The organism is Bradyrhizobium sp. TM102 (assembly GCF_009176685.1).
Lineage (GTDB): Bacteria > Pseudomonadota > Alphaproteobacteria > Rhizobiales > Xanthobacteraceae > Bradyrhizobium > Bradyrhizobium ottawaense.
This window is the reverse complement of sequence record NZ_AP021855.1, coordinates 4,166,332-4,191,237: the sequence shown is the minus strand read 5'-3', so window position 1 is coordinate 4,191,237 and position 24,906 is coordinate 4,166,332. Positions and strand designations below refer to the sequence as shown.

At 65.6% G+C, this 24,906-nt stretch carries 20 protein-coding genes; 8 read left to right on the top strand and 12 right to left on the bottom strand.

Annotated elements, in window-relative coordinates; genetic code table 11:
• The first annotated feature begins 38 nt into the window (after nt 1–38).
• Nucleotides 39–1,196: a tetratricopeptide repeat protein gene (locus tag GDN70_RS20090; protein ID WP_038949092.1), complete on the top strand. Its 1,158-nt coding sequence runs from the start codon at nt 39–41 to the stop codon at nt 1,194–1,196.
• A gap of 299 nt (nt 1,197–1,495) precedes the next feature.
• Nucleotides 1,496–2,686, top strand: coding sequence for an acetylornithine transaminase (locus GDN70_RS20085; protein ID WP_038949093.1), 1,191 nt, complete (start codon nt 1,496–1,498; stop codon nt 2,684–2,686).
• Between the two features lie 149 nt (nt 2,687–2,835).
• On the opposite strand, the gene GDN70_RS20080 is transcribed toward GDN70_RS20085, so the two are convergent.
• From GDN70_RS20080 to pcsA, 3 genes are all read right to left on the bottom strand, one after another.
• A complete protein-coding gene (locus tag GDN70_RS20080; protein ID WP_028144564.1) occupies nt 2,836–3,810 on the bottom strand; it encodes a quinone oxidoreductase in 975 nt (324 codons plus the stop codon).
• A 74-nt stretch (nt 3,811–3,884) separates the two neighbouring features.
• Nucleotides 3,885–4,619 (bottom strand): TerC family protein, encoded by a 735-nt coding sequence (locus tag GDN70_RS20075; protein WP_028144563.1) that lies wholly within the window; start codon nt 4,617–4,619, stop codon nt 3,885–3,887.
• Nucleotides 4,616–5,383, bottom strand: a complete 768-nt coding sequence (gene pcsA / locus GDN70_RS20070; RefSeq protein WP_028144562.1) for a phosphatidylcholine synthase — start codon at nt 5,381–5,383, stop codon at nt 4,616–4,618. Before pcsA ends, GDN70_RS20075 begins: the two co-directional genes overlap by 4 nt.
• A gap of 86 nt (nt 5,384–5,469) precedes the next feature.
• Between pcsA and GDN70_RS20065 the strand changes: the two genes are divergently transcribed.
• Entirely contained in the window at nt 5,470–6,654 is a 1,185-nt protein-coding gene (locus GDN70_RS20065; protein ID WP_028144561.1) for a UbiH/UbiF family hydroxylase, read from the top strand.
• A gap of 6 nt (nt 6,655–6,660) precedes the next feature.
• Here the strand turns inward: GDN70_RS20065 and GDN70_RS20060 are convergent, their stop codons facing one another.
• Nucleotides 6,661–7,614 (bottom strand): AEC family transporter, encoded by a 954-nt coding sequence (locus tag GDN70_RS20060; RefSeq protein ID WP_152102927.1) that lies wholly within the window; start codon nt 7,612–7,614, stop codon nt 6,661–6,663.
• Between the two features lie 106 nt (nt 7,615–7,720).
• On the opposite strand from GDN70_RS20060, the gene hspQ reads away from it, so the two are divergent.
• Nucleotides 7,721–8,053, top strand: coding sequence for a heat shock protein HspQ (hspQ, locus tag GDN70_RS20055; protein ID WP_008564941.1), 333 nt, complete (start codon nt 7,721–7,723; stop codon nt 8,051–8,053).
• 80 nt (nt 8,054–8,133) lie between these two features.
• On the opposite strand, the gene GDN70_RS20050 is transcribed toward hspQ, so the two are convergent.
• Nucleotides 8,134–8,958, bottom strand: a complete 825-nt coding sequence (locus tag GDN70_RS20050) for an invasion associated locus B family protein (RefSeq protein ID WP_038949097.1) — start codon at nt 8,956–8,958, stop codon at nt 8,134–8,136.
• 261 nt (nt 8,959–9,219) lie between these two features.
• Between GDN70_RS20050 and GDN70_RS20045 the strand changes: the two genes are divergently transcribed.
• The 3 genes from GDN70_RS20045 to GDN70_RS20035 all read left to right on the top strand — a co-directional run bounded on the left by GDN70_RS20045 (nt 9,220) and on the right by GDN70_RS20035 (nt 13,881).
• A complete protein-coding gene (locus tag GDN70_RS20045; protein WP_173015953.1) occupies nt 9,220–11,064 on the top strand; it encodes an extracellular solute-binding protein in 1,845 nt (614 codons plus the stop codon).
• 4 nt (nt 11,065–11,068) lie between these two features.
• On the top strand, nt 11,069–12,571 hold the full coding sequence (locus tag GDN70_RS20040) for a class I adenylate-forming enzyme family protein (protein WP_028144557.1): 1,503 nt from the start codon (nt 11,069–11,071) through the stop codon (nt 12,569–12,571).
• 86 nt (nt 12,572–12,657) lie between these two features.
• The gene (locus tag GDN70_RS20035; RefSeq protein ID WP_152102925.1) at nt 12,658–13,881 is read left to right on the top strand and encodes a GGDEF domain-containing protein; all 1,224 of its coding nucleotides are present in this window, start codon (nt 12,658–12,660) and stop codon (nt 13,879–13,881) included.
• A 24-nt stretch (nt 13,882–13,905) separates the two neighbouring features.
• Here GDN70_RS20035 and GDN70_RS20030 read toward each other — a convergent pair whose 3' ends face one another.
• The 4 genes from GDN70_RS20030 to GDN70_RS20015 form a co-directional block, all read right to left on the bottom strand.
• Nucleotides 13,906–14,142 (bottom strand): hypothetical protein, encoded by a 237-nt coding sequence (locus GDN70_RS20030; RefSeq protein ID WP_038949101.1) that lies wholly within the window; start codon nt 14,140–14,142, stop codon nt 13,906–13,908.
• A 374-nt stretch (nt 14,143–14,516) separates the two neighbouring features.
• Nucleotides 14,517–14,726 (bottom strand): cold-shock protein, encoded by a 210-nt coding sequence (locus tag GDN70_RS20025; protein WP_028144554.1) that lies wholly within the window; start codon nt 14,724–14,726, stop codon nt 14,517–14,519.
• A 250-nt stretch (nt 14,727–14,976) separates the two neighbouring features.
• Nucleotides 14,977–18,495: a transcription-repair coupling factor gene (mfd, locus tag GDN70_RS20020; protein ID WP_152102924.1), complete on the bottom strand. Its 3,519-nt coding sequence runs from the start codon at nt 18,493–18,495 to the stop codon at nt 14,977–14,979.
• Nucleotides 18,492–18,782, bottom strand: coding sequence for a succinate dehydrogenase assembly factor 2 (locus GDN70_RS20015; protein WP_028144552.1), 291 nt, complete (start codon nt 18,780–18,782; stop codon nt 18,492–18,494). The genes mfd and GDN70_RS20015 overlap by 4 nt, the downstream gene beginning before the upstream one ends.
• Before the next feature lie 184 nt (nt 18,783–18,966).
• Between GDN70_RS20015 and recG the strand changes: the two genes are divergently transcribed.
• Nucleotides 18,967–21,075, top strand: a complete 2,109-nt coding sequence (gene recG, locus GDN70_RS20010; protein ID WP_152102923.1) for an ATP-dependent DNA helicase RecG — start codon at nt 18,967–18,969, stop codon at nt 21,073–21,075.
• A 97-nt stretch (nt 21,076–21,172) separates the two neighbouring features.
• Here recG and GDN70_RS20005 read toward each other — a convergent pair whose 3' ends face one another.
• From GDN70_RS20005 to glmS, 3 genes are all read right to left on the bottom strand, one after another.
• Nucleotides 21,173–22,030, bottom strand: a complete 858-nt coding sequence (locus tag GDN70_RS20005) for an NAD(P)-dependent oxidoreductase (protein WP_152102922.1) — start codon at nt 22,028–22,030, stop codon at nt 21,173–21,175.
• Between the two features lie 104 nt (nt 22,031–22,134).
• Nucleotides 22,135–22,905 (bottom strand): DUF502 domain-containing protein, encoded by a 771-nt coding sequence (locus GDN70_RS20000; protein WP_028144549.1) that lies wholly within the window; start codon nt 22,903–22,905, stop codon nt 22,135–22,137.
• An 84-nt stretch (nt 22,906–22,989) separates the two neighbouring features.
• Complete coding sequence (gene glmS, locus GDN70_RS19995; RefSeq protein WP_152102921.1) at nt 22,990–24,816, bottom strand: glutamine--fructose-6-phosphate transaminase (isomerizing); 1,827 nt, start codon at nt 24,814–24,816, stop codon at nt 22,990–22,992.
• Nucleotides 24,817–24,906: the final 90 nt, after the last annotated feature.

The window sequence follows — 24,906 nt, the reverse complement described above, 5'->3', positions numbered from 1 at the left end:
ACGCGCTAGAGGCGCAATGGTTTCGACGCGGTACGCAAATGGAATACGACGAAACATCAGCAATTTGGTTCAAGCTGTCGGCCATCGGCCTCACGATGGCCCTGCTCGCGCTATCCGCCCCCGCTGCGGCGCGATCCCCCTCAGCCGCACAGCTGCGCCAATGGTGCTACGCGGACGACGACGGGAGCCGCGAGGAGCAGCGCGTCGAGGGCTGCTCGGCGGTGCTCAAGGCCAATCCCAACGATGTGCATGCGCTCGCCAATCGCGGCGAAATGCTCCGGCGAAGGGGCGACGCCGCGCGTGCGCTGGTGGACTTCAACCGTGCGATCGAGCTCAATCCTGGACATTCCGACCTCTGGTATAACAGGGGGATTGCCCATGACGATCTCGGCGAGAAAGATCACGCCATTGCCGATTACACACGCGCGATCCGGCTCAACGCCCGCGACCCGCTCTACTACAACAACCGCGGCAACTCCCTCATCGACAAGAACGACTACGAGCGCGCAATCGCCGACTACGATCAGGCCATCAAGCTCGACCCGAAATTCGCGCTGGCCTATTTCAACCGCGGCACCGCTTATCGCAACCACGGCGAGGACGAGCGCGGGCTTGCGGATTTCGATCTATCGATCAAGTTCGACCCGACCTACGGCCCGGCTTACGGCAACCGCGCACGCCTCTACCGCGATCGCGGCGACCGGGTCCGCGCGCTGGCTGACTTCGCCAAGTCGCTGCAGCTCAGCCCGAACAACGACCGCGATTTCTATGCGCGCGCGAACATGTATTTCGATGCGCACGATCATGCGCTGGCGCTGGAGGATTACGATCGGTCGATCAAGGCCAATGCGAGCTATCCCGGCGCATTCAATTCGCGCTGCATGACGCGCGCGATCCTCGGCCGTCTGCAGGAGGCGCTGGCCGATTGCGATCAGTCGCTGAAGATGGCCCCGAACGATCCCTACACCCTGGACAGCCGCGCCCTCACCTACCTCAAGCTCGGCAATCTCGACGCGGCGATTGCGGACTACGACGCGGCACTGAGCACCAAGCCCGCGTACGACAGCTCGCTCTACGGCCGTGGGCTCGCAAAGCGGAAGAAGGGCGACAACGAAGGCGCCGAGCGCGACATCGCGGCAGCGAAAGCGATCAACGCTGGGATCGTCGATGAGTTCGCACATTACGGCGTCGAGTAAGCCTCTTGGGCAACGAAGATGGACCTGATCGATGCACGCCAGGCGGGTGTTTTGCAAAACGGCCGCTTGACAAGCCCTGCCATTCGGCTGTAGGGACCCGCCCCATGATCAATTCCCGGACCCACCTGCGCACCGAAATGCTCCGTCGTCGCTCCCGCGACGATGAGAGGGTGCGCCATGTCCGACGACGCCGCTGAACCACTGAATTCAGCTGAAGTTTTCGAGAAAGGCCGCACCCGCAAGGTGCGGCCTTTCTGCTTTTTGCGCCCGTTTTCCACCCGCCTCCAGAGGAGTTCGACATGACCACGCAACCGTACGACGCGCTGATGGACATCACCGCACGGCCCAAGGCCGTGTTCGTCCGCGGCGCGGGCTCCTACCTCTGGGACGATGGCCGTAAGCGCTATCTCGATTTCGTGCAGGGCTGGGCCGTGAACTGCCTCGGCCACTCCCCGCCTGCGATCGCCGACGCACTGAGTGCGCAAGCCAGGCGGCTGCTGACGCCGAGCCCGGCTTTCTACAACGAGCCGAGCCTGAAGCTGGCGCAAGCGCTGGTCGCGAACAGCGCCTTCGACCAGGTGTTCTTCGCCAATTCCGGCGCGGAGGCCAACGAGGGCGCGATCAAGCTCGCGCGCAAATATGGCACCCTGCACAAAGGCGGCGCGTTCGAGATCATCAGCTTCGAAGGCGGCTTTCACGGCCGAACGCTGGCGACGATGTCGGCCTCGGGCAAGAAGGCGTTCGAGCCGCTGTTCGAGCCGAAGGTCGCAGGCTTCAAGAAGGCGAAGCTCAACGACATCGCCTCGGTCGAGAGCTTGATCAATGACAACACCGTCGCGGTGATGCTCGAACCGATCCAGGGTGAATCAGGCGTTTGGCCAGCGACCGATCAGTTCCTGCAACAGCTGCGCGCGCTGACCAAAGCCCACGGCTTGCTGCTCATTTTCGACGAGATCCAGACCGGCATGGGCCGGACCGGAAAACTCTTCCACTACGAGCACGCCGGGATCGCGCCCGACATCATGACGCTCGGCAAGGGCATCGGCGGCGGCGTGCCGCTCGCCGCCCTGCTTGCCACCGAGCATACCTCCTGCTTCGAGCACGGCGACCAGGGCGGCACGTTCAACGGCAACCCGATCATGTGCGCGGCGGGGCTCGCCGTGCTCGAGGAGGTCGGCAAGCCGGACTTCCTGAAACAGGTCACCGAGACCGGCCTGCTGCTCGAAAGCGAGCTGCAGAAGGTCTCGGCCCGGCATGGGCTCGGCGGCGTGCGAGGACGCGGGCTGCTGCTCGCGCTCGACCTCAAGCTGCCGATCGCGCCCGGCATCGTCGCGCAAGCGTTCGAAGCCGGCGTGCTCCTCAATGCGCCGCAGCTCGACACGCTGCGCTTCATGCCTGCGCTGAACGTCGCGAAGGCAGAGATCGCCGAGATGATCGATTGTCTCGACGGGATCTTGACCAAGGCCGGCGCGGCACGGCGCGTGGCGTAGCACCCGTCGCGTGCCCCGGACGCAACGCAGCGTCTCTTCGACGGTGCACTGCTGAGCCGGGGCCAATCTCTCCGCAGTGCGTGTTGCATCTGGGTCCCGGCTCTGCGCCGCAACGCTTCAGGCGTTGCGGCTGGTCCGGGACACGAGCGCTACGGCTTCAAGATCGAAGCCCCCGTGGTCTTGCGGCTCTCGAGATCGATATGCGCCTTCGCGGCATCCTTCAGCGCGTAGGCGTGGTTGATCGGTACGTGCAGCTTGCCGTTGATGACGGCGGCGAACAGCGTGTCGGCGCCTTCGAGCAGCTCCTTGCGCGTGCCGACGTAGTCGTTGAGCTTCGGCCGCGTCGCAAACAGCGAGCCGTGATTGTTGAGCTCGGCGATCGAGAACGGCGGCACCGGGCCGGAGGCGTTGCCGAAGGAGACGAACATGCCGCGCGGCTTCAGGCACGACAGCGAGCCCGGGAAGGTCGCCTTGCCGACGCCGTCATAGACGACGTCGCAGCCTTCGTTGCGGCTGATCTGCTTGACGCGCGCGACGAAGTCCTCCTCGTTGTAGAGGATGACGTGATCGCAGCCATTGGCCTCGGCGAGCTCGGCCTTCTCGCGCGAGCCGACCGTGCCGATGACGTGGGCCCCGAGCGCCCTCGCCCATTGGCAGGCCAAGAGGCCGATGCCGCCGGCCGCGGCGTGGATCAGCACGCGATGATGCGGCTCGACCTTGAAGGTCTTGTGCAGGAGATACCAGACCGTCAGGCCCTTGAGCATCAGCACGGCCCCCTGCTCGTGGGTGATGTGATCGGGCAGCTTGACCAGCTTCTCCCAGGGAAGGTTGCGCTCGCCGGTATAGGCTCCGAGATTGTGGTAGTAGGCGACGCGATCGCCGGGATGGAAATGCGTCACGCCGGGCCCGACGGCGACGACCTCGCCCGAGGCCTCGTTGCCGGCAATGAAGGGCAGCCCCGGCGCCTTGTAGAGACCGGTGCGGTAATAGACGTCGATGAAGTTCAGGCCGACCGCATGCTGGCGGATGCGCACCTCGCCGGGCCCGGGCGCCGGCACATCGACGCTCTCATAGACCAGGGCTTCGGGGCCTCCGACCTTGTGCACACGGACCGCTTTGGTCATCACCTGACCTCCTCTTCTCAAAGGCCAGCGAAAGACATCGCGCCCGCCTTGTCAACTCGATGTAGCTGGAACGCCTAAACCGACGGCTTGCTGATCTTCCTGCGGTTGCGCTTGGCCAGCACGTTGAAGAATTCGACGGCGGCCGAGAACGCAATTGCAAAATAGATGTAGCCGCGCGGAATGTGGAATTGGAATCCGTCCGCGACCAGCGCGACGCCGATCAGCACCAGGAACGCCAGTGCCAGCATTTTCGTGGTCGGATGCTCCGCGACGAAGCGCGACACCGGGCCCGACGAAATGTACATGATCAGGCAGGCGATCACGACCGCCGCGATCATGATCTCGATATCCTGGGCCATGCCGATCGCGGTGATGATCGAATCCAGCGAGAACACGATGTCGATGACGATGATCTGGATGATCACCCAGAAGAAGGCGCTGCCGCCGGACTTCTGATCGGCCTCGCCGTCATCGGCCTCGACCTCGGCGTGGATCTCGTGCGTCGCCTTCGCGATCAGGAACAGGCCGCCGCCGATCAGGATGAGGTCGCGCCAGGAGAAGTCCGCGCCCTTGAATGAAAAAACCGGCGCGGTCAGGCCGATCAGCCAGACCAGGACGCTGAGCAGGATGATGCGGAAGATCAGCGCGAGAGCGAGTCCGATCTTGCGGGCGCGGTCCGCCTGCTGCTGGGGGATGCGCGAGACGATCACCGACAGGAAGATGACGTTGTCGATGCCGAGCACGATCTCGAGCGCGGTCAGGGTGAGCAGCGCGGCCCAGGCTTCGGGACTGGTCAACAGATGCATCATGCGAACGATCTTACCAGACGTATCAGCGCATCGCTGAAGCTGATCCAGAGCGCGATCGCGCAGAGTGCGATGGTGACGCCGGCGCCGACGCGGAAATCCATCTCCAGCACGTAGAGGCCAAGCAGCGCCCAGATCGCGATCAGCGACATCGTCAGCCAGCGCAGCCGCACGACGCGGACCGGATGCAGCACGTGGAACGGCACGAAGGTCAGCACGACGAGCGCGGCCACCAGCAGCGTCGACCACAGCGGCGGCCAATGCAGCAGGAACAGATAGAACGCAGCCGCATTCCACAGTGCCGGGAAGCCGCGGAAATGATTGTCGTCCGCCTTCATGCGCAGATCGGCGAAATATAGTGCGCTGGTGACGATGATGGCGACGCCGAGCAAGGGAGCTGCGACCGGCAGCAGCAGGCCGCTGGCGACGATCGCGTAGGCCGGCACGAAGACATAGGTGACGAAGTCGACCACGAGATCGAGCACGTCGCCAGACCAGTTCGGCTGCACGTTCTTGACGTCGAGGCGACGCGCGATCGGCCCGTCGATCGCGTCGATGATCAGGGCGACGCCCAGCCACTGAAACATCGCCGCCCAGTGCTCGCGCACGGCCTCCAGCATCGCCAATAGCGCGATCGCCGCGCCGAACGCGGTGAAGATGTGCACCGAGAAGGCCGCGGCGCGGATCGCCGGTTTCGGCTTCAGGGAATCCTGCTGGGTATCCATGGCTTCTGCTATCAGAATGAGGCCGGTTTGCACATCCGCCATTGCGACGCCCGGTCGCACAATCTGTCATAAAATCAGGCACAATCAGCGGGCTTGAATTTGCCGCGGAGCGTGTCATTTGTCGCTCCATGACAGACGCATCGACACTCCATGACGCCGCCGTGATCGGCGGCGGACCGGCCGGACTTGCGGCGGCCATCGCACTGGCGCAGGCGGGTGCGCGGACCGCGCTGGTGGCGCGGCGCGTTCCCTATGCCGACAATCGCACCACCGCGCTGCTCGGCGCCTCCGTCGAGCTGCTGGAGACGCTTGACGTCTGGTCCCGCTGCAAGGACAAGGCCGCCGCGCTCGAGGTCATGCGCCTCGTCGACGACACCGGCAGGCTGTTCCGCGCGCCGGAGGTCCGGTTCTCCTGTCACGAAATCGCGCTCGACGCCTTCGGCTACAACATCGACAACCGCTCGCTGATGCTGGCTCTGGAAGAGCGTGCGGCTGAGCTGCCCAATCTCGTCCGTTTCGACGACGAGGCCGAAACCATCGTCATCGAAGCCGACGACGTCGCGGTCCGCACCGCCTCGGCGCAGTTTCTCTCGGCCCGCCTGGTGGTCGGCGCCGACGGCCGACATTCGCTGTGCCGCGAAGCTGCCGGCATCGCGGTGACGCGGCGCGAGCTGACGCAGACGGCGCTGACCTTCAACGTCGGTCACACGCGGCCGCATCGCAACGTCTCGACCGAGTTCCACACACCGCATGGACCCTGCGTGTTCGTGCCCCTGCCCGGCGACCGCTCCAGCATCGTCTGGGTCTCGGCGCCTGCGGAGGCGGAGCGGCTCCGCGGCCTCAGCGATGCCGAGCTGTCGGCCGCGATCGAGAAACAGTCGCATTCGATCCTGGGACGCATGACGGTCGAGCCCGGCCGCAACCTGTTTCCGCTCGCGATCGAACGTCCGAAATCCTTCGGCCGCGACCGCATCGCGCTGGTTGGCGAAGCCGCCCATGTGGTTCCGCCGATCGGCGCCCAGGGCCTCAATCTCGGCCTGCGCGATGCCGCCGATGTTGCCAGGCTCGCGGGCGAGGTCATCGCAGCCGGCCAGGATCCCGGCGCGCCCGACGTGCTCAAACGCTACGACCGCGCGCGGCGTCCGGACGTTTTGAGCCGCACCTTTGCGATCGACATCGCCAACCGCTCGCTGCTCAACGATTTCCTTCCGCTTCAGCCGGTCCGTGCCGTCGGCATGCACCTGCTCGGCGCCATCGGCCCGCTCCGGCGTTTTGCGATGCGCGAAGGCCTGACGCCGACCTGGCGGCGGTAACTTCTCTCACGGAAACACCAGCCGTCCGCTCTGAAGCAGCCACATCACGCTGGTCAGCGTGACCACGGACGCGAAGGTGCCGAGCAGCACCGCGACGGACGCCGATTCGATCCAGGCATCGTTCTGCCGGGCGATCACGAATACGTTCAGCGCCGGCGGCAGCGAGGCCATCAGCACGGCGGTCGCAGCCCAGGGCTGCGCGAAGGGGCCGAACGCCAGCATCAGGCCGAACGCCGCCAGCGGATGGATCAGGAGCTTGACCGCGATCACGCCCGGCACTTCCCACGGCACCCGGTCGAACGGACGCAGCGCCACGGTCACGCCGAGCACGAACAGCGCGGTCGGCGCGGCGGCGTTCTGGAGGAAGGTGATGGTGCGGTCGAGCACGACCGGCATCTCGATATGTAGCGCCGCGACCGCGGCGCCAAAGCAGGCCGACATGATCAGCGGGTTGAGCACGATCTGCTTCAGCACGACGCCGAAGGCGTGCACGATCGAGGGATGGTCGCGGTCGGACAGCTCGATCAAGAGCGGCACGATCGTGAACAGGAAGATGCTGTCGCAGCAGAAGATCAGCGCGGTCGGCGCCGCCGCCTTGGTCCCGAGCACGGCGAGCGCCAGGCCGGGCCCCATATAGCCGATATTGCCGTAGCCGCCGGAGAGGCCTGCGAGCGTCGCCTCGCGCAATGTCAGCCGTCCCAAAACCTTGCCCACGACCAGCGCCAGTGTGAACGCGGCGACGGTGGAGAGCGTGGTCGCTATCAGGAACGGCGGGTTGTTCAATTCCGCAAACGGCGTCTTCGACATGATCGCAAACAGCAGCGCCGGCAGCGACACGTAGAGCAGGAAGAAGTTCATCCAGGCGAGACCCGATTCCGGCAGGGACTTGACCTTGCCGCAGGCAAAACCGACGAAGATCAAGCCGAAATAAGGTAGCGCCAGATTGAGGATATCGACCATTGATGAAGTGTTTTCTGAAGACTTGGGGGCTATCTGCCCCCAAAGTGAACGTTAATTCCAGATGAGGCCACTAGCATCGGCCACAATCCTGGTCTATCGACGGGGAATGATTAAAGCGCGGACCGCCAAATTCCAGATCGGACAGGTCGTGCGCCACCGGATCTTCTCGTTCCGGGGCGTGATCTTCGACATCGATCCGGAATTCAACAACACCGAGGAGTGGTGGCTGTCGATCCCCGAGGAGGTGCGGCCCCACAAGGACCAGCCGTTCTACCACCTGCTCGCTGAGAACGCGGAATCGGAATACGTCGCCTATGTCTCGGAGCAGAACCTTCTGCCCGACGATTCCGGCGAGCCGGTCCGGCATTCCCAGGTCGCCGAGATCTTCATCAAGGACAAGGCCGGCGGCTATCGCCCGCGCAACCCGTCGCTGAACTAGGTTTTCACCACCAGCACCCAGCCAGCAAAAAAGGCGCTCGAGATGAGCGCCTTCTTCATGTCTGGACGTCTGACGCCCGATTACTTCTGGCCGGCCGGAGCCGCGCCCGGGGCAGCACCGCTCTGCTCAAGCTTCTTGCGCTGCTCATCAGCCTTCTTCTGAAGCTCTTCCTGGAGCTTCTTCTGGTTTTCCTCGAACACCTTCGGATCGGTCGGCGGACCGTCATAAGCCTTCTGGAATTCGCCGGCGAGCGGCAGCGGCAGCGTCAGTGGCGCGCCGTTGGCATTGATCGCCTGGACAACGAGATTCTGGCCCTTCTTCATGCTGTTGATGAGTTCGGGCGTCGCCTCGTAATCGGACATGCAGCCGTTCTGGAAGCAGATCACATAGGGCTGCTGCAGCGGCGCGTTGCTGTCGACGATGATGCGGGTGCCGTGCACGAGCTGCATGCCGAGCGGCAGCGTCACGCGCAGGATCTTCTTGGGCTCGCCTTCCGGCTCGATGATCACGGCGGCGATGACCGGCTGGCCCGATTCGATGCGGCCGTCCTTGCCGGTGAAGCAGACCTGCTTGGCGTTGGCGTCCTGGCCCTTCAGGCAGAACTTGGTCCAGGGGGCGTAGATCAGCTGGATCTGCTGGTCGGCCGGCTGAGCCGCACCCTGCTGCGCCGGAGCGCCTGCAGCGGGAGCCTGCTGCGCGGGGGCCTGAGCGGCCGGTGCCGGAGCCTTCGGGGCGGCCTTGGGAGCCGCTTTCGGGGCCGGAGCCGCCTTGGGCGCACCCGGGGCCGGGGCCGGCGCCGGGGTCTGGGCCTCGGCGGCAAACGGAACGGCCAACGCCGTCGCCGTCAACAGGGCGAGAAGTCGCCCACGCGGCCGGACGGACGCGGCCAAGTAACGGAAATTCATTGCGGAAAACCCTTTCTGAACGGGAAGCGCCCGAACCGCTCCGAAGCGCCGAACCAAGCCGCCTTGGGCGCGGCTCTCTTCCCGTCAATTGAGGCAGATAAGTGACGGGCTCGGCGCTCTTGCGCGATTGCCCGCCTTCTTAACGTGGCCGACGAAAAGATCAATGCCGACAACCGTCTTTGGCCACATCCGCGGCTGCGCCCGGTGAAATTCCCTGTGATAGGATTCGAGGCTAGCCGGTCCTCGAATCAACGTGTGCCGATGTTCAAGTTCCAGCGCCTTTTCGAGGGCCCCGGTCTCCGCCTTTGCGTCCTTGCCTCTATGCTCGCGGGTGGGCTGTGCGCTGGCAGCGCGCGGGCCGAGGAAGCCCACGCCATCGCCATGCACGGCAAGCCGGCCATGCCGGCCGATTTCACCCACATGCCCTACGCCAATCCCGATGCCCCCAAGGGCGGCCGCTTGACCTGGGGTGTTCTGGGCACCTTCGACAGCCTCAATCCCTTCATCGTGAGGGGATTAGCCGTGCAGCAGATGCGGGGCTACGTGGTCGAGAGCCTGCTCGCGCGCGGCAATGACGAGGCATTCACGCTCTATGGCCTGCTCGCCAGGAGCGTCGAAACCGACGATGAGCGGAGCTTCGTCACGTTCCGTCTCGATCCGCGTGCCCGTTTTTCCGACGGCAAGCAGGTCACGGCCGAAGACGTGCTGTTCTCCTGGCAGCTCCTGCGCGACCGCGGTCGTCCGAACCTTCGGCAATACTATGCCAAGGTTGCCAAGGCCGAGGCGCCCGATCCCCTCACCGTCCGCTTCGACCTCGCGGGCGCCAACGACCGCGAGCTGCCGCTGATCCTCGGCCTGATGCCGATCCTGTCGAAGCAAGCCGTCGACGTCGCGACCTTCGAGGAGACGACGCTGACGAGCCCGATTGGCTCAGGCCCCTATCGCATCACCGCGGTGAAGCCCGGGGCCAGCGTGACGCTCACCCGCAATCCCGATTATTGGGGCCGCGACCTGCCCATCAACCGCGGGCTCTACAATTTCGACGAGATCCGGCTCGACTATTTTCGCGAGGCCAACGGCCAGTTCGAAGCCTTCAAGCGCGGCCTCTATGATTTCCGCGTCGAGCACGAGCCGCTGCGCTGGCACGACGGCTACGATTTTCCAGCCGCCAAAAGCGGCGAGGTGATCCGCGACAGCGTCAAGCCGGGCCTGCCGCAACCCTCCGAATTCCTGGTGTTCAACACCCGCCGTCCAATCTTCGCCGACATCCGCGTCCGCCAGGCGCTGACGCTTCTGTTCGATTTCGAGCTGGTCAACCGCAATTACTTTTTCGGGCTTTATTCGCGCGTTGCCGGCTATTTCGCCGGCTCCGACCTGTCGGCCTATGGCCGGCCCGCGGACGCGCGCGAGCGTGAGCTGCTCAAACCCTTCGCCGCGCAAATTCGGCCCGATGTCATGGACGGCAGCTACCGTCTGCCGGTGACTGACGGATCGGGACGCGACCGCACCACGCTGCGCGCCGCGCTGAAGCTGTTGTCGGACGCCGGCTATGAGCTCGACGGCACCGTGCTGCGCAATCGCAAGACCAAGGCGCCCCTCAACTTCGAGATCCTGGTCACGACCCGCGACCAGGAACGCATCGCGCTCGCCTTCCAGCGCGACCTCAAGCGCGCCGGCATCGAGCCGAGCGTGCGAACGGTCGACCCCGTGCAGTTCGATCAGCGCCGGCTCGCTTACGAATTCGACATGATCCAGAACCGCTGGGACCAGTCGCTGTCACCCGGCAACGAGCAATATTTCTACTGGGGCAGCGCTGGCGCGGACAATCCGGGGACCCGCAACTACATGGGCGCCAGGGATCCGGCGATCGATGCCATGATCGCCGCCCTGCTCGAGGCCCGGGAACATACGGATTTCGTCTCGTCGGTGCGGGCGCTCGACCGCGCTCTGATCGCGGGCTTCTACACAATCCCCCTGTTTAACGTATCCGAGCAATGGATCGCGCGCTGGAATCGGATAGAACGGCCCAAGGCCACCTCGCTCTCAGGCTATTTGCCGGAGACCTGGTGGTCGAAGGGGCAGCCGCAAGCTCATCAAGCAAAGTGACGCCGTGAACCAGCCAGCCGTATCGCCGACGCTCGACACGTTGTTTCAGCGCACGCTGATCCGGCAGCCGCACGCGCCCGCCCTGCTTGATCCCCTCAACAAGGCCCGCGTGACCGGGCACCAGCCGCGGCGGATGACCTATGCCGAAGCCGACACGGCCATCGAGGCGCTGTCGGCTTATTTCGTCGAATCAGGCCTGCCGGCCAATTCCGTCATCGCGATCCAATTGCCTGCCACGGTCGAGTTCGTGCTCACCGTGCTCGCCGCCCATCGCGCCGGCCTCGTCGTCGCGGTGCTGCCGCTGCTCTGGCGGCACGCGGAACTGACCGCCGCGCTGAACCGCACCGCGGCGCGCGCCATCGTCACCATGAGCACGGTCGACGGCGTCAGCTATGCCGATCTGGCGATGCATGCGGCCGCGGAAGCCTTCTCGATCCGTCACGTCTGCGGCTTCGGCACCGATCTACCGGAAGGCATGGCTTCGCTTGACGAGGTGCTGGCCCGCCCGCCCGGCACCACGCGCGCCGTGATTCAGGACGGCCGCAAGGCGGCGATGATCTCCTTCGACGTCACGGCCGAAGGCTTTCGCCCGGTGCCGCGGCCGCATTTCAGCCTGATCGCCGGCGGGCTTGCGATGTCGCTGGAAGCCGACATCAGGCAGGGCGCGACCGTGATGGCGGCGTTCACGCCGATGTCGTTCGCAGGGCTCGCCTCCTCGCTCGCGGTGTGGCTGCTCTCCGGCGGCGCGCTGGCGCTGCATCATCCGTTCGAGAACGAGGTGCTGGAGCAGCAGATCAACGAGCATGAATGCGAGGTGCTGATCGCGCCGGCGCAGCTCGCGCTGCGTCTTGGCGATGCCGACCTGGCGGCGCGGATGCCGACCTTGCGCAATGTCATCGGCCTGTGGCGCGCGCCCGAGCAGGTGGCGGCGAGCGATGCCTGGATCGCGCCCCATGCCCCGCTGACCGACGTCTACCTGTTCGGCGAGGCCGGGCTGTTCGGCGCCCGCCGCGGCGAGGACGGTATGCCCGTTGCGGTGATGCCCGGGCCGCACGGCGCCCCGCGCGAGCAATCCGGCTCGTCCATTGCGGGCGAGATCCTGCTGACGCCGAAGGGCACGCTCGGCCTCCGCGGCGCGATGGTGCCGATCGCGGCCTATGCCCCGCCGCAGCCGGTCGGCGACACGCTGATCGCGCAGCCGCCGCGCGATTATGTCGACACCGGCTACGCCGCCCGGCTCGACCGTCCGAGCGGCGCGATCTGCATCACCGCGCCCCCCTCCGGCATCATGGCCGTCGGCGGCTACCGCTTCCTCTCCAACGACCTCCAGGAATGGGCTCGCCGGCTCGGCCAGGGCGCCTTGCTCACCGCGCTGCCCGACCGGCTTTCCGGCCACCGGCTGGCCGGACGCGCCCAGGACAATACCCGGGCCCGCGAAGCGCTCAGCGAGCTCGGGCTTAACCCCCTGATGGTCGAAGCTTTTCGCGACCGTTCCGGCCCCGGCTAGGCGCGGTTTCGCCTGGTACGTTGACGCTGCATTAAGGCGGCCAAACTAGATTGCGGGGCATCTGTCGCGTGATCAGAGTTTTGCGAATGTCCCAGGCGGGCCCGATCCTGTTTGTGTCCAATGCCGAGCGGCCGCCCTTCATTGCGGCGCTGGACGAGGCCCGGCTCTTTCCCGTCGTCGACACCGACTGGGCCAGCGCAGCGCGCGCGGTCGAGCAGGTCCAGCCGGCCGCGGTTCTCGCCCAGATGTCCGGCGGTCATGAGCCGCATATCGCGCCGCTCGCCAAGAAGATCGCCGACCAGTCGCTCTACCTTCCTTTCGTGGCCCTCGATGCTGCGGGCACGCTGCCCCACAACGCCCTGCCGTTCTCCTCGCGCGGCGGCAATTCCGACCGCCTGATCGCGCGCCTTCGCGCCGCTCTGCGCGTGCGCACCCTGCATGCCACGGTGCTGCGCCGGCTGCCGGAAGTGAAGGTCGCGCTGCCGCAAGGCGATCCCGCCCGCGATGCCACCGTGCTCCTGATCGGCCGCGGCTCGGCCTATCCCGCGCTCTCCGTCGCGCTCGGCGAACGTGCCGGCGTCGTCGGCGCGCTCTCGATCGAGGCCGCCGCGAAACATCTCAACACCCGTGACCTCGACGGCGTCGTGCTCGCCGAAGGTTTTACCGCGCGCGTCACCGACGCCTTTCTAACGGTGCTCGCCGAGGACTCCCGCTTCCGCAGCCTGCCCGTCGTCGTCACCGCGCACCAGCTGACACAGACCTACGATCTGCCCAATCTCGAGCTGATCCCGGGCGAGCCGGCGAACGTCGCGGCCAATGCGCTGCCCCTGATCCGCCAGCATGCGATGGAAGCACAATTGAGCCGCACGCTCCGCTCGATCGATGCCGGCGGCTGGCTCGATCCGCGCAGCGGCCTGCTCACGGTTGAAGCCTTCGCCCGCGATTTTGCCAAGGCGGTCGAGCAGACGCTCGCCCGCGGCGGTGGTTTGTCGGTCGCGCGGTTCGCCTTCGACCCCGGCAATTCCCGCGCCCAGCTCGATGCCGCCCGGATCCTCAGCCGCCTGATGCGGCAGATGGATTTCGGCGCGGCGCAGAAGGACGGCTCGGTCATCGTCGTGTTCGCGGAGACCGACTTCCGCACCGCCCACATGATCGCCCGCCGCCTCTCGGCGGTGATGCGGCACACCTCCAACGGCAAGCACGAGATGCGCAGCGAGCCCGTGGTCAGCGTGGATTCGCTGTCGCCGTCGGATACGGCAAGGTCGCTGCTGGGGCGGCTGTCGGCGGATGCGTCGCGGGCGGCATCGTAGCATCCGCCGGCACGGCTCGATCGCTCAAACCATCATGAGCTTGATCTGGCCGTCCTCGACGGTCCCCATCGCGAGAGCGTCGCGCGCCATCTTCTCGACGGCCGGCCAGTTCGCCAGAAGGTATCTCTGCGCCTGCGCCTTGGTCGGGAAATTTGTTTGAAGAATACAGCTCTGCCGCGTGTTCCCGTTCGCGATCTGGAAGGACACCGCCTGAGGGCCCTCCCGAAGCTCTTGCTCGGTGGGCTGGGGAAGCTTGCGCATGCTGCTCCTTCTCGCGGCTTAGCGAACCGGTAAGGCGACCCCGGAGGCTGGATCGGCGCGAGCCGTCCCGGCCGCGATCTTCCTGGCTTTCAATCTTCGCTCTGACTCGAGGCTCGGTTGCGTATTGCGGACCGCTTCGGTCAGCATCAGGCGGAGCTCTGCCTTGGTCTTGGGTGCTTGTCGTGTGGTCGACTTCTGCCAATTGGTCATGAAGTCTATATGGGTATTTTCGCGCGAAACGCCACCATTCGCATTCGCGATCAGGCGGTAACCGGTGCAAAAAACCCGCGGCCGGTGAACCGTCGCGGGTCAAGAGATCCGAAGCTCTGCCAGTACATCCGTGGTCAAAGCAACGTCATGTCGATTGCGACAGCCTATGCGGCGCGCAGATCTTCAGCAGCAGACTTGCCGGTCCGGCGGTCTGCAACGATTTCGAATGAAACCTTCTGCCCTTCGTTGAGGGTATTCATGCCGGCGCGTTCAACGGCGCTGATATGAACGAACACATCCTGGCTGCCCTGGTCGGGCTGAATGAATCCGAAACCCTTTTGGCTGTTAAACCACTTCACAGTTCCCGTCGTCATGGGGTCGTCCTTTACGATAGATAAGCGTTTGGCCACGCTCAAAAGCGCGGTCGATGTCGTCGAGATCTGGAGGGAGGGTCGTCAGTCAGGCGCGCTTGAAAGCGGCGAGGCCAAGTCGTTCGGCCGAAACTCGATGATTTGGATATAGATACTGCTCGGTCATTCCGCAAGTGACCATACGTCATTGTCTTCGGATCCAGAGGCCGCGCAACGATTCAAGCCGCATCGCCTCTGCAGATATCACAGCGCCTCACGCCGCCTTCTTGCTTTCCGCGAGCTGCGCCAGCTGGCGCATGATCTCCGTCGTCCCAACGAGGCGCTCTTCCGGCGTCTCCCAATCCTGCAGGAACACCACCTTCATGTCGGGCCGCACCTTGGCGGCCTGGCCGTAGCTGCGGATGAAGCTCACCAGACGATCGGGATGGGCGAAGGAATTGTCGCGGAAGGCGATGACGGCGCCCTTCGGGCCGGCATCGATCTTGCCGACATTGGCGCGGCGGCAGAACGCCTTGATCGCGGCGACCTTGAAGAGGTAGCGCACCTCGTCCGGCAGCACGCCGAAGCGATCGCGCATCTCGGCGCCAAAATTCTCGATCTCCTCCTCGGTGTCGAGATCGGCGAGCCGCCGGTACAGCGACAGCCGCACCGAGAGATCGCCGACATAATCCTCCGGAATGAGCACGGGCATGCCGATGGTGATCGACGGCGACCAGCGGTCGGCGGCGGGCTCGGAGACGCCGGCCTTGAGGTTGACGATCGCCTCCTCCAGCATCGACTGATAGAGCTCGAAGCCGACCTCCTTGATGTGGCCGGACTGCTCCTCGCCGAGCAGATTGCCGGCGCCGCGGATGTCGAGGTCGTGCGAGGCGAGCTGGAAGCCTGCGCCCAGCGTCTCCAGCGATTGCAGCACCGTGAGCCGGCGCTCGGCCTGCGCGGTGATCTTCTGCTGCGCCGGCAGCGTGAACAGCGCATACGCACGCAGCTTGGAGCGGCCGACGCGGCCGCGCAGCTGATAGAGCTGGGCGAGGCCGAACATGTCGGCGCGGTGCACGATCAGCGTGTTGGCGTTGGGGATGTCGAGGCCGGACTCGACGATCGTGGTCGACAGCAGGATGTCGAACTTGCCGTCGTAGAACGCGGTCATGATGTCTTCGATCACAGCAGGCGGCATCTGCCCGTGCGCGACCGCGACCTTCATCTCCGGCACGTTCTTGTCGAGGAAATCCTTGACCTCGGCGAGGTCGTCGATGCGCGGCACCACGTAGAACGCCTGCCCGCCGCGATAACGCTCGCGCAGCAGCGCCTCGCGGATCATCAGCGGATCATGCGGAGCGACGAAGGTGCGCACCGCGAGGCGATCGACCGGGGGCGATGCGATGATCGAGAGCTCGCGAACCCCGGTCAGCGCCAGCTGCAGCGTGCGCGGAATCGGGGTTGCCGACAGCGTCAGCACGTGCACCTCGGAGCGCAGCGCCTTCAGCCGCTCCTTGTGGGTCACGCCAAAATGCTGCTCCTCGTCGACGATGACGAGGCCGAGGTCGCGGAACTTGATGGCCTTGCCGAGCAGTGCATGAGTGCCGACGACGATGTCGACCGAACCGTCGGCGATGCCCTTCTTGACCAAATTGAGCTCCTTGGTCGCGACCAGGCGCGAGGCCTGCGCCACGTTGACCGGAAAGCCCTTGAAGCGCTCGGTGAAGGTCTTCGCGTGCTGGCGCGCGAGCAGCGTGGTCGGCACCACCACGGCGACCTGCTTGCCTTCGAGCGCGACGGCAAAGGCCGCGCGCAACGCCACCTCGGTCTTGCCGAAGCCGACGTCGCCGCAGATCAGCCGGTCCATGGGACGGCCGAGTTCGAGATCCTTCAGCGTGGATTCGATCGCCCCTAGCTGGTCCTCAGTCTCGTCATACGGGAAGCGCGCGCAGAACTCGTCGTACAGGCCCGGTTGCACCGGCAGCTTGGGCGCCTCGTGCAAATGGCGCGCGGCGGCGATCTTGATCAATTCGCCCGCGATCTCGCGGATGCGGTTCTTGAGTTTTGCTTTTCGGGTCTGCCAGCCGCCGCCGCCGAGGCGATCGAGCTCGACCGTGGTCTGGTCGGAGCCGTAGCGCGACAGCAGCTCGATGTTCTCGACCGGCAGGAACAGCTTTGTCTCGGCGGCATAATGCAGCTCGAGACAGTCGTGCGGCGCGCCGGCGACGTCGAGGGTCTGGAGGCCGACGAAGCGGCCGATGCCGTGGTCGACGTGGACGACGATGTCGCCCGCGGCAAGGCTCGTGATCTCCGAGATGAAATTGTCGAGCTTGCGGCTGGCCTTGCGCGGCCGCACCAGGCGATCGCCAAGGATGTCCTGCTCGCTGATGAGCGCGATCTCATCGGTCTCGAAACCGCTTTCGAGGCCGAGCACGGCCAGCATGGTCTCGTTGCGCGGGGTGGCCTGCACCGTCCGCCAGCTGTTGACGCTGGTGGTGTGGGCCAGCTTGTGGTCGCGCAGCATCGAATTCATGCGGTCGCGTGAGCCCTCGCTCCAGAGCGCGATCACGACCTTCTTGCGCTGGGCGTGCAGCGCCATGACGTGGCTGACGACGGACTCGAACACGTTGACCGTGTTGTCGTTGCGCTCCGGCGCGAAATCGCGGCCCTTGCGGGCACCGGCGTCGATGACACTGGTCCCGTCGGCAGGAACCGAGAACTGCGTCAACCGCAGCAGCGGCATGTCGCTCTCGCGCCTGGTCCATTCCTCGCTGGTCAGATAGAGCCGGTCCGGCGGCAGCGGCTTGTAGATGGCGCCGCCGGCGGGATGCTCCATGGCATCGCGGCGGGCCTCGTAATAGTCCTGGATCTGCTTGAATCGCTCGCGGACGGCGTCCTCGGCCTGCGGCTCGATCGCGATGGGCGCGCCTTGCAGATAATCGAACAGCGTGTCCATCCGGTCCTGGAACAGCGGCAGCCAGTGCTCCATGCCGGGATGGCGGCGGCCTTCGCTGACGGCTTCATACAGCGCATCGTCGCGCTCGGGCGCGCCGAACTCGGCGACATAGCCCATGCGGAAACGGCGGATGGTGTCGGTGACGAGCTGGAATTCCGAGATCGGCACGAGGTCGAGCGAGCGCATGTCGAGCAGCGTGCGCTGGGTCTCGGCGTCGAAGGAGCGGATCGATTCCAGGCTGTCGCCGAAGAAGTCGAAGCGCACCGGCTGCTCGAGGCCGGCCGGAAACAGATCGAGGATGCCGCCGCGCACGGCATATTCACCGGGCTCACGCACGGTCGAGGAACGGTTGTAACCGTTGTGCTCGAGCCAGGCGACGATGGTGTCCATCGGCACGACGTTGCCGGGTGCCACCGACAGCGCCTGCGCCGCGACGAGTTCACGCGCCGGCACGCGCTGCACGATCGCATTCACCGTGGTCAGCACGATCAGCGGCTTGTCGCTGCCGGTGAGCGAGGCCAGCCGCGCCAGCGTGGTCAGGCGTTGTGCCAAAATGCCGCCATGCGGCGAGACGCGGTCATAGGGCTGGCAGTCCCAGGCCGGGAACTGGAGCACCGGCAGATCGGGCGCGAAGAACTGCAGCGCGCGTTCGAGCTGCTGCATGCGCGGACCGTCGCGGCAGACCACGGCAAGGCTGACGGCCGGCTTCTTCGGCCGCGCCGCGATGGCGCGGGCGAGATCGGAGACGACCAGGCCTTCGGCGCCTTCCGCGACATTGGCAAGCGTCAGCACACGGCCGGGCGCAAGCAGCTCGGCCGGAGATTTCATTCCCTGCTTCATGCGTCGCGGTCCGCGATCGGATAGGCCTTGATGCGGGCAAACAGCGCGCCGGTGACATCAGCCGGCAGCACCTTGTCGCCGGTGATGGCGGCATAGAGATCGGGATCGTTGACCTCGAGCAAGGTCTCGAGCTCGGTCAGCTCGGCGTCCGACAGATTGCCGATCTCGGCATCCGCAAAGCGGCCGAGGATCAGGTCCATCTCGCGCGTGCCGCGGTGCCAGCAGCGGAACAAAAGCCGCTTGCGGCGGTCGTCCAGCCCGCTGCTCGATCGTGTCGTTCCCGTCATGTCTCAAATCCAGTCAAACGCAGAAAGCCCGGACGTGCCGGGCGGGGCTGATATAGCCATTCGGGGTGGCCGTGTCAGCCCTCGATTTGGCAAGCCTGCCGCCCGGGTGCGGCCGCGAAAAAAGCCGTGGATGCCCGGCATAAAGCCGGGCATGACGGGCCGAAACGATCCTAGATTCGCATCCATGCGCCCCAGCCTGCTCAATCCGCTGTTTGCTCCCGTGACCAGCCTGCCCGGCGTCGGTCCGAAGCAGGACAAGCTGCTGCAATATTTGCTCAGCCGCAGCGAGACGCCGCGGCTGGTCGACCTGCTGCTGCATCTGCCGAGCCAGGTCATCGACCGCCGCGCCCGGCCGAAGATCCGCGACGCCGCGGTCGGAACCATGGTGACGCTGGAGGTCACCGTCGACCGCCACCGCCCGCCTCCACCGCGCAACGCGCGCGCACCCTATCTCGTCTATGCCAGCGACGACACCGGCGACGTCGTGCTGACCTTCTTCCGCGCCAAGCCCGGCTATGTCGAAAAACTGCTGCCAATGGGGGAGAAGCGCTACGTCTCCGGCACGCTGCAGATGTACGACGGCATCCCGCAAATGGTGCATCCCGACCGCGTGCTGGACGAGGAGGCGATCGCAAAGCTCTCCGGCATCGACCCGGTCTATCCGCTGACGGAGGGCCTCGCGCTCGGCTCACTCCGCCGCGCGATCGCGCAGGCGCTGCAGAAGCTGCCGGCTTTGCCGGAGTGGATCAGCCCGGAGGTGATGCGCCGCTGCAATCTTCCTGCGATCACCGAGGCGCTCAACCGTGTGCACCAGCCGGTCGAGCTCACGGACATCCTGCCCGATCAGCCGTTCTGGTCGCGACTCGCCTTTGACGAGCTCCTGGCCGGCCAGCTCGCGCTCGCCTTGATCCGCGCGCAATTGCGCCGGCCCGCCGGCGTGCGCAATTCCGGTGACGGGCACTTGCGCAACAAGATCATCGACGCCCTGCCCTATGCATTGACGCTGTCCCAGCGTGACGCGGCCGCGGCGATCGCCAGCGATCTGCAACAGCCCGTGCGCATGTTGCGCCTGCTCCAGGGCGACGTCGGCTCCGGCAAGACCGTGGTCGCGCTGCTCGCGGCCGCGGCCGTCACGGAGGTCGGCAAGCAGGCCGCGCTGATGGCACCGACCGAAATCCTGGCGCGCCAGCACATCAAGACCATCGCCCCGCTCGCCGAGCGCGCCGGCATGCGGGTTGCGATCCTCACCGGCCGCGAAAAGGGCAAGGAGCGGCGTGAGATCATCGCGCAGCTCGAAGCCGGCGAGATCGACCTCCTGGTCGGCACCCATGCGCTGATCCAGGACGATGTGATCTTCCACGATCTTGCCCTCGCGATCGTCGACGAGCAGCACCGCTTTGGCGTGCGCGAACGGCTCGCGCTGACGTCCAAGGGCGAGGCCGTCGACGTGCTGGTGCTGAGCGCGACGCCGATCCCGCGCACGCTGGTGCTGACCTATTTCGGCGACATGGACATTTCCGAGCTGCGCGAAAAGCCCGCCGGCCGCCAGCCGATCGAAACCCGCACCATATCGATCAGCCGCCTCGCCGAAGTCACAGACAGCATCGGCCGCGCGCTGCAGGCGGGCAAGCTGGTTTACTGGATCTGCCCGCTGGTCGAGGAATCCGAGGCCGAAGGCACCGAGCACCTCACCAACGCGACGAAGCGTTTCGAGAGCCTGCAGAAGCGGTTCGGCGAGCGCGTCGGGCTCGTGCACGGCCAGATGAAGGGCACCGAGAAGGACCGCGTGATGGGCCAGTTCGCCGCCCACGAGATCGGCCTGCTGGTCGCGACCACCGTGGTCGAGGTCGGCGTCGATGTGCCGGCGGCGACCATCATGGTGATCGAGAATGCCGAGCGTTTTGGCCTCGCCCAGCTGCACCAGCTGCGCGGCCGGATCGGACGCGGCTCGGAGGCCTCGACCTGCCTGCTGCTCTACTCCGAGCCGCTCGGCGAGATGTCGAAGGCGCGGCTGAAGGTGATCCGGGAGACCACCGACGGTTTTCGTATCGCCGAGGAGGATTTGAAGCTGCGCGGCGAAGGCGACGTGCTTGGCGTGCGCCAGAGCGGCCTGCCCGGCTACCGCATCGCGCGCTCGGAGGTCCACGGCCAGCTCATCACCCAGGCGCGCGACGAGGCGCTTCGCATCCTCAAGGACGATCCAAAGCTGAAGGGCGAGCGCGGCGAGGCGCTGCGGTGCCTGCTGTATCTGTATGAGCGCGACGAGGCGATCCCGCTGATCGGCGCGGGCTGAGGGCTTCCGCAAAGATCGTCGCAAAGGGACTCGCGGAGACTCCCCCTCGTGTGGAGAGAGACCTTTACATCTGAAGCAAACCGGCTCGCGGGAGCGACTAGGCTTTCTTCTGCGCGATCCCCGCAGCGAACGCCTTCATCAGCGCGGCATCCGCCGCCTCACCATTTGCATCCTCGGCGAGATGCTCGAACCATCTCGCAAAGCCCTCATAGATCTGGCTGGCCGGATGATCCGGGCCGAGGAATCCGGAAATCTCCCGCATCTCCGCGACCCAGCGATACGCTTTCGGGATCATGTCAGGCAGCGCGACCTCGAGCCGCGCCAGAATCGCGGGCTGGCTCAGCGCCAGTTCGTCACGCAACGCGTCCGCTGCGCCCGCTTTCGTCGCCGCGACCACCATCGCCGAGCCGATGCCGGCGAGGCCCTTGACGATGCCGGCATAGGACATTTTCAAAGCCGACGCGGCGCCGACCGGGCCCTCGACGATGCGCACGTCGAGGCCGAAATCCTTCAGCACCGCGACCTCCTTGGCGTATTCGCCGGACATGTAGAAGGCCGGGCTCTTGCCGCCGGGCTGCGGCGGAAAGCCGATGATGCCGCCATCGACGAACCGCGCCTGCGCCGAGCCGATGATCTCCTCGATCCTTTGCACCGTGTCGACGTTGATCGCATTGCAATCGACGACGACCGGCTTCTTCTCGCGCCTGACGATCAGCGCGGCCAGCCGCTCAGCCAGCGCGACGGCTTCGCCCGGCGGCACGATCGAGAGGATGATATCGGCGCCCGCAATCTGATTGTCATCGGCGTCGACCATGCCGGCATCCGCCGCGCGTTTCCGCGTCGCCTCGCTCCGCCCGTCCAAAGACGTCAGCACGCGCGCGCCGTGCTCACTGAAGCGGCGGGCGACGGCGCTGCCCATGGCGCCGGGTGCGAGGATCGCAATGGTTTTGGACATCATATACTCCAGATCGATTCCGAGCGAGGCGCTCAGGCGAACCGGAGAATATCAGAGGATGCGAACGCGCGCGTGATCGGCGGCCATCCCGCAGCGGAATGGCCCTACTCCACCTTCGCAGGCTCGGGCCGAAGCGCCGAGGCGTTGGCGATGCGCGCGGCATTCGCCATGCCCGCGAGCGCGGCGGCCTTTTTCGGATCGGGTGCCGAGCCCGGCTGCACCACGCCGGCCGACATGATCAAGGTCGCGGCGTCTTCGGTGCTCATGTCGACTTCGACGATCTTGCTCTTGGGCACGTAGAAGAAGAATCCGGTGGTCGGGTTCGGCGAGCACGGCAGGAACACGGAGACATGCTCCTCCTGCCCCGGCAGGCTGCGCGCGACCTCTTCATTCGGCGATTGCGAGATCAGCACGATCGACCACATGCCTGGCGAGGGAAACTCGACCAGCCCGACTTTGCGGAAGCTCGAGCCCTTGCCCGAGAACAGCGTCTCGAACACCTGCTTCAGGCCGCGATAGATGGCGCGCACGGCCGGGATCCGGCCGAGGAAGGTCTCGCCGACATCGACCAGCGTCCGGCCGATCAGGTTGGCGGCGAGGAATCCGACCAGCGTCAGCGTGAAAAATGCGACGACCAATCCCCAGCCGGGAATGACGTACGGCAAATAGGTTTCGGGCCGGTAGGCCAGCGGCACGAACGGCCGCACCACGCCGTCGACCCAGGTCACGAACCACCAGACCAGATACAGGGTGATGGCGATTGGGCCCGTCACCACGAGGCCAGTCAGAAAATAGTTGCGGAAGCGGCCCATCAGGCCGGTATGCGGTTCCGGGAGGGGATCAAGAGGCGCAGGCGCGTCGTCGCGGGGGGTCATTCGGGTTCCAGGTCGGTCGCAGCACACAAGCTAGGGTCTTCTAGCAGGTTTTGGAAGTCCGCGACCGACTGATATCCCTTCTGCCTATTCCACGGTCACCGATTTCGCGAGGTTGCGAGGCTGGTCGACGTCGGTCCCCATGACGACAGCCGTGTGATAGGCGAGCAGCTGCACGGGAACGGCATAGACCATCGGGGTGAAGGCCGCCGCCATGTCGGGCATGACGATGGTGACGAGGGACTCCACGGTCGCCTCTTCCGCACCCTTCGCGTCCGTCATCAGGATGATGTTGCCGCCGCGCGCGGCGACCTCCTGCATGTTGGAGACCGTCTTTTCGAACACCCGGTCGTAAGGCGCGATGACGACGACAGGCATCGTCTCGTCGATCAGCGCGATCGGCCCGTGCTTGAGCTCGCCGGCAGCATACCCCTCGGCGTGGATGTAGGAGATCTCCTTCAGCTTCAGCGCGCCTTCGAGCGCAAGCGGGAAGCTGGTGCCGCGGCCGAGATAGAGCACGTCGCGCGACTTGGCGATCCTGTGCGCGAGCTTTTCGATCTGCAGCTCGGTGGTGAGCGCATCCGCCATCAGGCGCGGGACCTCGACGAGGCCATGGACCAGCTTGGTCTCATCCTCGTCGGACAATTCGCCGCGCGCCTTGCCGGCCGCGATCGCGAGGTTTGCGAGCACCATGAGCTGACAGGTGAAGGCCTTGGTCGAGGCGACGCCGATCTCGGGGCCCGCGAGCGTCTGCAGCACGGTCTCGCTCTCGCGCGCGATCGTCGAGGTCGGCACGTTGACGACGGCGACCGTATGCACGCCCTCGGCCTTGGCATAGCGCAGTGCCGCAAGCGTGTCGGCGGTCTCGCCCGACTGCGAGATGAAGATGGCGAGATCGCCCTTGCGCAAGGGCGCCTCGCGGTAGCGGAATTCGGAGGCGACATCGACCTCGACCGGCACGCGCGCAAAGCGCTCGAACCAGTATTTTGCGACGTAGCCGGCATAGCTCGCGGTGCCGCAGGCCGTGATGTTGATGCGCTGGATGTTCTTGAAGTCGAAGGGGAGCTTGACCGGCAGCGCGACGCGCTCGGTCGCCATGTCGACGTATCGCGCCAGCGTGTGGCCGACCACTTCCGGCTGCTCGTGGATCTCCTTCGCCATGAAGTGGCGATAGTTCGCCTTGTCGACGAGCGAAGTCGAGGCGGCATGCTTGATCTTGTCGCGCTGGACGGCATTGCCGTCCTTGTCGAAAATCGACGCGCTCTTGCGCGTCAACACGACCCAGTCGCCATCTTCGAGATAGCTGATCGTGTCGGTGAACGGGCCGAGCGCGATGGCGTCCGAGCCGAGATACATCTCGCCGTCGCCATAGCCGATCGCCAGCGGCGGCCCGTTGCGGGCGCCGATCATCAGGTCGCCGTCGCCGGCGAAGATGAAGCCGAGCGCGAAGGCGCCGCGGAGTCGCCCCAGCGCCAGCTTGACGGCTTCGACCGGCTTGTTGCCGCGCGTGAGCAAATCGTCGACCAGGTGCAGCACGATCTCGGTGTCGGTCTCGGTGTGGAACACCGTGCCCTTCTTCTCGAGCTCCTCGCGCAGCTCGCGGAAATTCTCGATGATGCCGTTGTGGACCACGGCGACGCGCTCGGTCGCGTGCGGATGGGCGTTGTTGACGGTGGGCTTGCCGTGGGTGGCCCAGCGGGTATGGCCGATGCCGGTGGTGCCCTGGAGCGGCTCGGCTTCCAGCCGCTTCTCCAGGTTCTTCAGCTTGCCCTCGGCGCGACGGCGCTCGATGTGCTTGCCTTCGAGCGTGGCGACGCCCGCCGAGTCATAGCCGCGATATTCAAGACGTTTGAGCGAATCCACCAGCTGCTCTGCAACCGGCTCGCGCCCGAGAATGCCGACAATCCCGCACATGCGGATCACTATCCCCCAAATCGTCGAAAAATCGCCTAAACGACGCGCCCGGTTTTTAGCGAAAATCCCAGGGAACCATATACTCAATAA

Bases quoted from the DNA above. Each gene is read 5' to 3' on its own strand.
- GDN70_RS20015 (WP_028144552.1), bottom strand. From the start codon at position 18,782: ATGACGGGAACGACACGATCGAGCAGCGGGCTGGACGACCGCCGCAAG.
- GDN70_RS20035 (WP_152102925.1), top strand. From the start codon at position 12,658: ATGTCCCAGGCGGGCCCGATCCTGTTTGTGTCCAATGCCGAGCGGCCG.
- GDN70_RS20025 (WP_028144554.1), bottom strand. From the start codon at position 14,726: ATGACGACGGGAACTGTGAAGTGGTTTAACAGCCAAAAGGGTTTCGGA.
- GDN70_RS20080 (WP_028144564.1), bottom strand. From the start codon at position 3,810: ATGACCAAAGCGGTCCGTGTGCACAAGGTCGGAGGCCCCGAAGCCCTG.
- GDN70_RS20065 (WP_028144561.1), top strand. From the start codon at position 5,470: ATGACAGACGCATCGACACTCCATGACGCCGCCGTGATCGGCGGCGGA.
- GDN70_RS20005 (WP_152102922.1), bottom strand. From the start codon at position 22,030: ATGTCCAAAACCATTGCGATCCTCGCACCCGGCGCCATGGGCAGCGCC.
- glmS (WP_152102921.1), bottom strand. From the start codon at position 24,816: ATGTGCGGGATTGTCGGCATTCTCGGGCGCGAGCCGGTTGCAGAGCAG.
- GDN70_RS20090 (WP_038949092.1), top strand. From the start codon at position 39: ATGGAATACGACGAAACATCAGCAATTTGGTTCAAGCTGTCGGCCATC.
- GDN70_RS20050 (WP_038949097.1), bottom strand. From the start codon at position 8,958: ATGAATTTCCGTTACTTGGCCGCGTCCGTCCGGCCGCGTGGGCGACTT.
- GDN70_RS20000 (WP_028144549.1), bottom strand. From the start codon at position 22,905: ATGACCCCCCGCGACGACGCGCCTGCGCCTCTTGATCCCCTCCCGGAA.
- GDN70_RS20075 (WP_028144563.1), bottom strand. From the start codon at position 4,619: ATGATGCATCTGTTGACCAGTCCCGAAGCCTGGGCCGCGCTGCTCACC.
- GDN70_RS20085 (WP_038949093.1), top strand. From the start codon at position 1,496: ATGACCACGCAACCGTACGACGCGCTGATGGACATCACCGCACGGCCC.
- GDN70_RS20030 (WP_038949101.1), bottom strand. From the start codon at position 14,142: ATGCGCAAGCTTCCCCAGCCCACCGAGCAAGAGCTTCGGGAGGGCCCT.
- GDN70_RS20060 (WP_152102927.1), bottom strand. From the start codon at position 7,614: ATGGTCGATATCCTCAATCTGGCGCTACCTTATTTCGGCTTGATCTTC.
- mfd (WP_152102924.1), bottom strand. From the start codon at position 18,495: ATGAAGCAGGGAATGAAATCTCCGGCCGAGCTGCTTGCGCCCGGCCGT.
- recG (WP_152102923.1), top strand. From the start codon at position 18,967: ATGCGCCCCAGCCTGCTCAATCCGCTGTTTGCTCCCGTGACCAGCCTG.
- hspQ (WP_008564941.1), top strand. From the start codon at position 7,721: ATGATTAAAGCGCGGACCGCCAAATTCCAGATCGGACAGGTCGTGCGC.
- pcsA (WP_028144562.1), bottom strand. From the start codon at position 5,383: ATGGCGGATGTGCAAACCGGCCTCATTCTGATAGCAGAAGCCATGGAT.
- GDN70_RS20045 (WP_173015953.1), top strand. From the start codon at position 9,220: ATGTTCAAGTTCCAGCGCCTTTTCGAGGGCCCCGGTCTCCGCCTTTGC.